Origin of the sequence: Marinobacter gelidimuriae (genome assembly GCF_000372805.1) — a bacterium.
GTDB classification, from domain to species: domain Bacteria; phylum Pseudomonadota; class Gammaproteobacteria; order Pseudomonadales; family Oleiphilaceae; genus Marinobacter; species Marinobacter gelidimuriae.
Genome location: NZ_KB889938.1, coordinates 1 through 9,418, shown reverse-complemented (window position 1 = coordinate 9,418; position 9,418 = coordinate 1). Strand labels below are relative to the sequence as shown.

At 51.9% G+C, this 9,418-nt stretch carries 9 protein-coding genes; 7 read left to right on the top strand and 2 right to left on the bottom strand.

Going from position 1 to position 9,418, the window contains the following annotated elements; all coding sequences use genetic code 11:
• Positions 1-644: IS1595 family transposase (locus tag A3OI_RS22340; RefSeq protein ID WP_155903209.1), on the top strand; the 644-nt coding region annotated here is incomplete at its 5' end.
• Here A3OI_RS22340 and A3OI_RS0117130 read toward each other — a convergent pair.
• Both A3OI_RS0117130 and A3OI_RS0117125 read right to left on the bottom strand, forming a co-directional pair.
• Positions 584-1,387 (bottom strand): diguanylate cyclase domain-containing protein, encoded by an 804-nt coding sequence (locus A3OI_RS0117130; RefSeq protein ID WP_026224268.1) that lies wholly within the window; start codon positions 1,385-1,387, stop codon positions 584-586. The genes A3OI_RS22340 and A3OI_RS0117130 overlap by 61 nt on opposite strands.
• Before the next feature lie 286 nt (positions 1,388-1,673).
• A complete protein-coding gene (locus tag A3OI_RS0117125; RefSeq protein ID WP_018405459.1) occupies positions 1,674-2,819 on the bottom strand; it encodes a S8 family peptidase in 1,146 nt (381 codons plus the stop codon).
• Between the two features lie 267 nt (positions 2,820-3,086).
• On the opposite strand from A3OI_RS0117125, the gene A3OI_RS0117115 reads away from it, so the two are divergent.
• The 6 genes from A3OI_RS0117115 to A3OI_RS22335 form a co-directional block, all read left to right on the top strand.
• The gene (locus A3OI_RS0117115; protein WP_018405457.1) at positions 3,087-5,423 is read left to right on the top strand and encodes a spermidine synthase family protein; all 2,337 of its coding nucleotides are present in this window, start codon (positions 3,087-3,089) and stop codon (positions 5,421-5,423) included.
• A gap of 230 nt (positions 5,424-5,653) precedes the next feature.
• The gene (locus A3OI_RS0117110; protein WP_018405456.1) at positions 5,654-6,331 is read left to right on the top strand and encodes a helix-turn-helix domain-containing protein; all 678 of its coding nucleotides are present in this window, start codon (positions 5,654-5,656) and stop codon (positions 6,329-6,331) included.
• Positions 6,259-7,062, top strand: a complete 804-nt coding sequence (locus tag A3OI_RS0117105; protein WP_228703026.1) for a nucleotidyl transferase AbiEii/AbiGii toxin family protein — start codon at positions 6,259-6,261, stop codon at positions 7,060-7,062. The genes A3OI_RS0117110 and A3OI_RS0117105 overlap by 73 nt, the downstream gene beginning before the upstream one ends.
• A gap of 334 nt (positions 7,063-7,396) precedes the next feature.
• On the top strand, positions 7,397-7,834 hold the full coding sequence (locus tag A3OI_RS20705) for a LexA family protein (RefSeq protein WP_040475164.1): 438 nt from the start codon (positions 7,397-7,399) through the stop codon (positions 7,832-7,834).
• Positions 7,831-9,117, top strand: coding sequence for a translesion error-prone DNA polymerase V subunit UmuC (gene umuC, locus A3OI_RS0117095; protein WP_018405453.1), 1,287 nt, complete (start codon positions 7,831-7,833; stop codon positions 9,115-9,117). Before A3OI_RS20705 ends, umuC begins: the two co-directional genes overlap by 4 nt.
• A gap of 88 nt (positions 9,118-9,205) precedes the next feature.
• Positions 9,206-9,418: transposase (locus A3OI_RS22335; RefSeq protein ID WP_018405452.1), on the top strand; the 213-nt coding region annotated here is incomplete at its 3' end.

Below are 9,418 nucleotides of genomic sequence, written 5' to 3'. Positions count from 1 at the left end.
CGATGCGCTATGGCCTATCCCTACGCAAAGCGGCCAAGGTGACCGGTGTCAGCCTACGCACGGCCTTTCGCTGGCGTCATGCCTTTCTAAGCAGTCCCAGAGATCATAAGGCTACGTCGTTGTCCGGCATCATCGAGGCCGACGAGACATTCCTGCCGGAGTCCTTCAAGGGAAAAAAGACGATGCCTCGGCCAGCCCGTAAACGTGGGGGCGGTAAGGTGACTCTGGTGCCCATCGCATTGGCGCTGGATCGCTCCGGACACATTACCCACCATGTTCTAGAGCACGACACCAAGGAGGAAATTATCGCAGCCTTGGCCCCAGTGATCCGCGAGAACTCCGTCTTGTGCACAGAGGGCAACCTTTCCTATGTAGGAATGGTGAAGACGTTTGACCATCTTGAGCATAAGCGATTGATTGCGCAGGATAACAGCCGGGTTATTGAGGGTGTTTACCACATTCAGACCCTGAACAATTTTACCCAACGCTGGAAGGGTTGGCTTAAGCGCTTCCACGGTGTCGGAACGGCCCACGTGGACAATTACCTGGGGTGGTTCCGCTTTATGGACGAAAGGGAAGAGTTTCAAGATATTGCTTGGGTTCGGGAGGCGATTCCCAGTTTGGAGTGGCCTACCAACAGGTAAGCACAACAGCGCCCTATTTTCTCGCTGTAGCGGCCCAGCTTGTACTGCATTTTCTTCTCGCCACCGGTGCGCGATCGCTTAACCGTGTCGGCTTTTCGGTCGTTGGCTCTGGCCATTCGGGCGTATCGGCGCTGGTATCGCACTCGGCGTTTTCCCAGTCGATTTAGAGACGCTGCCGCCGCATCCGGCAGGTGATATACCGTGCCTGCCGAATCCGTCACCTGGCGTTCCACGCCCAGGTCGAAACCCACCACTTGGTTTTCCAATTCGGTTTCGATGAGCGAGGCGGCGTACTGCCGAACGGCGCCCTCGTCCATCACGTCCAGCGTTTTGTCGAAGCTCATGGAGAGCCAGAACCGGCGTCCCTTGCGAGATAGAAACAAGGCTTTTCCGGCAGTTTCTGCCGCAAAAGGCACGACCATGCCGGTCAGGTACTGACCGCGATGGCGCTTGCCAGAGTTGGTCTTGAGCTGGATCAGACAACGCTCGCTATCCAGCGGCTGAACATTGCACCCAGAAATTCCTCGATCAAAGTGAATGTCGACAAGGACGATAGCAAATTCATTTCCCCCAATTCGGAAGGCGGGGCTGCCAGTGGGTAGCGCCTGTGCCAAGCGGCTTGCCACGACCTGCAAAATTTCATCGCCAGCGTCTTCGCCCATGGAATGATTAACCAGCCGGAAAATATCGAGGTCCAGTATAAGTTGTGCAGCGTCAACTATCTTGTCCGGTCCGCCGGCCAAGTTAATTGCCGCGCTATAATAAGTAGGGCGGTGGGTAATGTCCGATCATGAGCGGCCGTAGCATCAGCCAGGGATTTGAGGAGCGCTGCGCGATTTCCCAATGCTGTAACAGGGTCTGCCTTTGAATGCACGGCCTTTAGGTAGCGGGGGTTAGTAGATGCGTGGCTAGCTGGAATTGCACTCGATCTCGAAGGTGAATAGCTCATTAAGGTACCTTAATCATAAGGAATGTCGGTCTCGCCCGGCATTCCTTATTTGCCGCCTTCGATAATCGGAAGCTGCCGAGCTATTCAAGCTCGGAAGTGTCGAACGTCAACGCGGCTTCAATGTCGAGAATGCCTTGTCCGTGCAGTTCCGGATCATAGCCCTCAAACGACCGGTCGGCGCTTTCCAGTAATACGGTCAATACCGTCCGGTTGGAGAGTGTTGGGTTCTGGCTCTTAACAAGTGCCGCGGCACCGGTGACGATCGGAGTCGAAAACGATGTTCCGCTCCACATTCCAAGGCTTTGATTGTTTGTATGGCTTGGCGCTACCACGTTGATGCCCGGCGCCAGGATAAACCGGTCCTGAATATCGGCGTCAGACCCCGGGGTGTTGCTGAGCTCTGACGGCTCACCGGTGCTTGTAATGGCGCCGACATAAAGAAATTGGGGGGCAATTACGGGACCTGAGACTGCCAAGACGAGGGCAGCGCCTTCGTCAAAGCTGGAATCGGCGCTGCGCTTAACCGTAAGGTCTTCGGAATCGTTTCCAGCTGCGGTGATCAATCCGATATCGCGCTCTGCCAACTTATCCCAATAAGGCTTCTCGTCTGTTTCCGCAGAGCCAAACTCGTATTTCGATGAATCAATGAAAAAGTCAACACCCCCGACGCTTACTGACGCGAAATCGAAACCATTGTTAGCAATCTCGTCAATCATACCGATCACAACCGAGCCATCCATAAAAACACTGGTACGAGTGATGTCGATAACGAGCAAATTAACGTCCGGGGCAACGCCACCTTCCTCCCCAATAATGAGGGAAGACACGGCGGTCCCGTGGCCGTTTTCATCAACTTGCGGGCCATCATCGAAGGTCCGGTATTGGTTTTCCGCCGTGAACTGGTGTTCTTCTTCGGTGAGGTAGTTAAAACCGGAAACGACCTTCCGGCTGTTTTGGTTAATCGTCCGGCCATTAAACTCTTTGTGCTCGATATTAATGCCACGATCAAACACCGCCACTTTCACGCCAGCGCCGGCAATGCTCCGGTTTTCTGCAAACTCCGCGTTGATGATCTCTTTATGAGCGCGGCGCTGTTCCAGTGTGAAGCCGCTAACCAATTCCGGTTCGGACACGCTTGGCTCTTCAACAGCGCTCCCGGAATCACCGCCGCAGCCAGTGAGTGCAAGGGTCAACGCCAGGCCAATCAGGGTTTCTTTCGTGTCCATAGGTTTTTCCTCATCCGACTATGATGCCGTGTTTTTAGTGATCTTTAAAAACTTCTTATAAGGTATCTTACTCTGAATTATGCGCTCCACCATAAGTAGTTTCCGCACTTTGCCAGTATTTCTGTTTTTCACGGAAAGCCTATAGTTCGTGACATCGTTGGTCGAAACGCAACACGTCCCAAGTTCAGTCTCATGTGCCATTGTATACTGCATTTTACTATCTCTTTTACTGAGGTTGACTGAGTTTAATCAGAGGCAAAATACATAATGACAACTGAGCGGCATTTTTTGAGAAGCGCAGGTGTCCACGAATGGCTTGCGGGTTTCTCTGCCTTAGCATTCCAGATTGTGACTTTCAAACTGATATTGATGACCGGATTGGGAGACAGCTTATCCGTCGCTGTCAGCCTGACCGCTTTTGTGTGCCTTTCTGGTATTGGTGCATTATTTGGCGGTTATGGGCGAGGTAACCATCGACTGTCTGTTGAGATCAGTCTTGGTTTGTATGGATTGATGCTTTTTGGTTTTGTTCAGATGCAGGGCGCTGACAGCGTTATTCTGCTTCTTGGTCGCTATTCTTTGGAATTGAAGCTGGTCTTTGCTCTCGCACTCTTGGCTCCACTGACCCTGCTTTCCGGGGCATTGCTGCCGCTTTATGAGCGAACAAGGTGCGAGCTTCCCCTATCCGGATCAGGCCATAAACGCGACGCTTTCACGGTGGTTTTTATTGCTTTTCACGCCGGTGGCGCCGCCGCGTTGATCGCTCTTGAGGTTTTTGTTTTTCCGGTGATGGGATGGATTGTTGCCGGTCTGATCCTGGGTGCTACCTCCGTTGTAAATGGTTTACTGGGAAGGCGTCAGGCAGTCGACACGCTTGATCCGGTGAGAACAACGCCCGCGGAATCTTCATTTTGTCCGAAGTATTATGTTCTGCTTTTTTTGTTGTCTGTCTGCACCGGGGTTGCGGGCTTGATTGTGTACAAGGTATTTGACTACCTGGTCGGCCCGAACATTCGTAATTACACCATTGTGACCGCATTTATTTTTGCCGGGTTAGCTATCGCTGGCGTTCTAGTTCGGCGGTTTATCCGGTCAATGTCCGATATTGTTTTCATGACAGTCCTTGGTATCGCCTGGCTCACCGGTATAGGCGTCACTCTGCCTCACTTACTGCCCCTGTTGATTCATGTATCAGACAACATCTGGGTAATCTATTCTTTGGTTGCCATCCTTCTAATTGTTCCGATGTTTGCATTCCTGGGTGCATCGATCCCAGGTGCCGTGAAGCTCGGTGCTCAAAGCCACTTTACGCTGTTCCTTGTTTCTCTTGGTAATGCGGTCGGCTACTGGCTTTACATCGCTTTCAGCGATCTCAATCTGGATCTTATTTTTCTGGTTCTTGTCATTATTGCGCTTTCTGTAGCCATTTTTCGTTTAAAGCCTTTGATGACCGTAGCGGTCGTTATTTTAGGAATTACCGGGCCGATTCTGTCCAGCCAAACGGCAATTCATCAGTCCGTACTTGCTCAGATGGCGCTGATGCGAGCAAATCTGTTTCAGGGTCGCATGCTTAGCCTCGGCATGTCCGCTGTTGATCGGCCATACGACACCGTTGACTTCCTTGGTGCCTGGAATTCCTACGGGTGGAGCGCTGATCACATCGCTGTTTACACGGATCGTGATTCGCCTCCTGTATACACCTCTGATTACCTTTATATCGGTGGCATGAGAAGTCTCAAGATATTCAGTGATCGTCCTTACAGCGACTCTTATAACCTTCAGGTCGGGGAATCGGTATCAGCTTTGCTGCCCGCGTTTTTTGCAAATGACGACAATCGGGCACTGGTACTCGGCGCTGGCACCGGCGTAAGCGCGGCGGCTATAGACTCGTTTTTCGGCAACACTGAGATCGTTGATATCAGTCCCGATGCTCTTGAGCATCTGGTTCATTTTTCAGAATTGAATGACCGTATTTATGATCGTGCTCTTCTACACGAAAAAGATGCGTTAACGCTGCTTACCGAAAAACAAAATCAAGGACAACACTACAATTACATTTTTAATACCCTGACCGGGCCTGGATATTCATTTTCTGCGTGGATGTATTCACGGGAAAGCATGCGGATGATTCGTGACAGCCTTGAACCCGGTGGAATTTATGCCTTCTGGCTGGACCCAAGAACGGGAGATGATGGAGCCAGGCTTTTAATTAATGCGGTCCATGACGTTTTCGGCCATACCCGGGTGTTTAAGGTAGGAAGTGACACGATTGTTAATCCATCCTTTGGTGGAGATGGCGACCATGAATGGGAGCCAGGTTATCAAGTGATTCTATCGTCAACTGCGCCGCTGACGCTCAATGAAAAGACCGGCGGACAACTAATGGACACCCTCGGCCAGATCGGCATTCGTTCGGCGGACTCGCGGACCACAGAAGACAGTATTCAGCAATTTCTTGGCTCACGATTCATAACCACCCCCTTGTCACCGGAGGCGTCCTTAGCAGGTGCGGACATGGCACGCATGGCGTATGCCTATGATTACAAACTGGAGCTTTCCCGGATCGTTGAGTTAATCGGCTATAGTGAAGAAGCAGCCCGATGATCTGGGTTCAGCTCCAGGCATCCAAGTAGACATGGCGCCTATATTCGATGCCCACCATGCGTGAGAGGCCTTCATGCCGTTGGCATTCGCTGGCTCAAGCGTGGCAGTAATCCGGCTGGCCTTGATCGTAGCGGGCCAACCTGTCCTTTTGTGGCCTATGTGTCAGCCGGAGCCAGGTGGTACAATACTGCTATTGGCATTTTCCTGCGCTTGGTTTAGGGGGGGGTGATATGATTACCGCCGAAATTGAAGAGTCGGTTTCACACAAAGCGGACGAAAGCTGTGGCAGGGCTTTGGCCGGCATTCGGCGGCTTAGAGGGCGCACCGGTGCCGATGTTGCGCGTGAGTCAGGCTTGTCCCGAAGAACCATAACCAAGGTAGAGCAGGGCGACGACAGTGTTGCCTTTAGGAGTTACCTGAAGGTTGCGGATGTCATTGGCGCGACCTGGTTATTCAGGTTGTTCGATGACACTCGCGCTGACGCCGGACTGATACCAGCTTATTACTTGACCGGGGCCTCGGCGCTTTGCTTGCCCGGCCGGGGCGACCACCCGCCCGCTTTGTGGTATACCCACCGCTTGAGCAATCCCGGAAGCTGGCAGATCGCGGGGGCTGGTATCACCAGCTCCATAAACCTGTTGGGCGTCAACGGGCTTTGGGACGCGACCAGTAGCATGGCGAGCCTGGGGGTCAAGGTTCATCGTATCTGGGCCGCCAGCCATGAGCGGGCTATTTTCGATCTGCTTTATCACTTTTGCGAGGTATCGGGAAAGCCGATACCTAACATCCAGGCCAGCGATATTGATGATGTGGTGAGTCTGGGCGACGTATCTACGTGGATGGAGCAATTATCACCTTTTATTTCCGCGCCAGGGCTCCGTCGCATGCGAGCGTGGATGGAATCATGAGTGCGATGACCGGCAATCATCGCGAGCAAGTGCACAAGCGGCTGATGAAGGCTGTTTGTCGGGTTATTCTTGACGATAACAAACCCTTGGTGCTGAAGGGTGGCACTGCGCTTTTGCTCTGTTATGGCCTGGATCGCTTTAGCGAAGACCTCGACTTTGATATTGAATGTTCGCTCCGGGGTCACATCAATATCGAAAGTGTTTGCCGGCAAGCCGTTAAGTTGGCCAATAAGGATGGCTCGCAGATCCGGCTGGAGGCCTTCTTTAAGCAGAAGAAAACCGAGACGACTCACCGTTGCCGGCCCAGCTTCTCAATGCCAGGCGAATCCACACCATTTTCCATTAAGATCGAGATTTCATCCCGCCAGCTACCAGTGCAGCATGAGATTGCAATCATCAACGGTGTGAAGGTGTACCGCGCCAATGCAATCGCTCGCCAGAAGCTCTTGGCAGCCACGGAAGATCCAAGGCGTAACTATCGAACGGCTGCCCGCGACCTCCATGATCTGGCTTTTCTTGCCTCAAAATTTGAAGCCGACCTTTCGGCAGATGTTTTGGCTGATCTGGAGTCTTTTTTTGCCGACCAAGAGGCATTGCTTATGCGCTACGCCGATGCCTATGACATGGACCCCATATTGTCGGGCCGCATCTTTGCGGATCTATCCGTGATCGAAGCTTGGGTACACGATCGAGATGAGCCCGAAGGGCCGACCCTGTTTGGTCCCGGTTAGTGCCAGATGCGGCGCCCTCCCACCTCTGACGATTTCTATGTCCAATATTTAAGTGTATTGGACTTTGAGGATTTTTTGCGTAGACCCGACTCTACTCCCCTAGATGGCCAACCACCCAAAACGCTAAAAAAAAATAAACAATATGATAAAGAATTACTTGGCCTTGGCTTCTCGAACCCACCTGAATAAAATTTAGGACTTTGCGTGGAATTACGAGCCCAAGCTATTGATTTTTGGTTTATGAAATTTAGTGCTCTCTCTCTGAGGGTAATTTCTGTGGAGTGAACAGCGCTTAACGCTTTATACTGTATATTTAACCAGCGACGAGGTAGACATGAACACGGATTCCTTCAGTACCCCTGTCGCCGAAACTCAACCTATAGCCTCGGTTTCTTCAGGCAGCGTGCGCTGCGGATTTCCTTCCCCCGCAGCTGATTACGCCTCCCGGCCACTGGATCTCAATGAATACTGCATCAAGAAGCCCTCCGCGACCTTTTTCGTACGCGTCGAAGGCGACTCGATGATCGGCGCCGGAATTCACAACAATGATTTATTGGTGGTGGATAAAAGTCTTCCTGCTACTCACCGCAGAATCGTTGTCGCAGTGATCGACGGAGACTTCACCGTGAAGCGATTAGATCTTACGGACCCCAACCACCCAGTTCTTTTGGCGGAAAATCCTGAGTACCCGGACATTCACCTTAAAGAAGGCAGTGAACTTGAGGTGTTTGGTGTTGTCCGCAGCGTCATACATTCTCTGATGGATCTATGAGTAGTGTTCGACCCCAAGTTTGGGCGCTCGCAGACATAAATTCGTTTTACTGCTCAGCTGAGTCGCTATTTAATCCTGCCTACCGCGGTAAGGCTTTGGTCGTGACCTCAAACAATGATTCTGTAATTGTTGCCAGATCAGCGGAAGCGAAGGCCATCGGCATTAAAATGGGGGAACCGGTTTTCCAGGTAAAGCACCTCCAGAAGTCACACGGATTGGTAATCTGCTCATCAAACTACGAGCTGTACGCAGACATGTCCGCTCGTTTCATGCAGACATTGGACGACCTGGCGCCGGCCGTGATGCCTTACAGTATTGACGAGGCTTTCATGGATTTATCTGGGATGTCCGCGTTCATGGACTTGGCTGAGTTCGGACGAATTGTTAAGTCGAGGGTCGCCAGAGATACAGGGCTTCCCATCTGCGTCGGGATATCGTCAACACTGACCCTTGCCAAGCTGGCAAATAACGGCGCAAAGAAGTACCCAGCCACCAAAGGTGTCGTCGACCTAACCTGCCCTGCCCGCCAGCGCCGGCTGCTGCGTATTACGCCAGTAGGTGATATCTGGGGTATCGGGAAAAAACTGAGCGCAAGGTTGATCGACGCCGGCATTCATACCGGGCTCGACCTGGCGCAAGCGAATACAAGCTGGATTCGCAGCGAGTTTTCAATCGTCGTAGAACGCACCGTCAGAGAGTTGAACGGGATTGCTTGCCAGGAGATCGAGGCAGTACCACCCACGAAACAACAGATTATTTCGAGTAAATCCTTCGGGCAACCTGTTCTTGAACTGGAAGACATGCTCAAAGCTGTAGCCAGCTATGCCGTGCGGGCCTCCGAAAAGCTCCGGGGCGAGGGGCAATCTGCCGGGCAACTCACCGCTTTCTTATCCACCAGTCGCTACGGCGCTGATGAACAATATTCGAATTCGTTAACCGCTCCTTTGCCGCATGCTACCCAAGACACTCGGATTATTGTCCATTCAGCTATAGAGCTAATCCGGAAGATATGGAGGCCAGGGTTACGATACAACAAGGCTGGGGTCATGCTCGGTGATTTCCGAACACCGGGCGAAGAGCAGGAGGACCTGTTCGCTGCAGTTTCGGATTCTGTCAAAAGCGAAGTGGTAATGGGGCTACTCGACCAGATAAACGCATCGCAAGGCTCTGGATTGATGAAGTTTGGAAGAAGTGCTGGGTCAAATGCTTTGTGGGAAATGAAACGAGGAAACCTGTCCCCAGCCTTCACTACGCGGTGGACGGATCTACCCAAAGCTCGCTAGGGTCTGTTGACAATTGCTCGTAAGCCTTTGAAAGGTAAGAGCAAGCTCGTATAATGAAGTTCCGAAACAACAATCATACGAGCCCGCAATGCCCAGATACATGCTCACAGAGGAGCTGTGGTCCAAGCTAAGAGAAATATTGCTTCAATTCAGTCTGTATAACAAGGCAGGTTTGCGCAAAACAGTCGAAGGCATTCTGTTCAGAATGCGGACCGGTGTGCCCTGGAGAGATCTGCCAGGCCACTTCGGAAAATGGAATTCTGTCTACAAAACCTTCAATTACTGGTCGAAAAAAGGCATC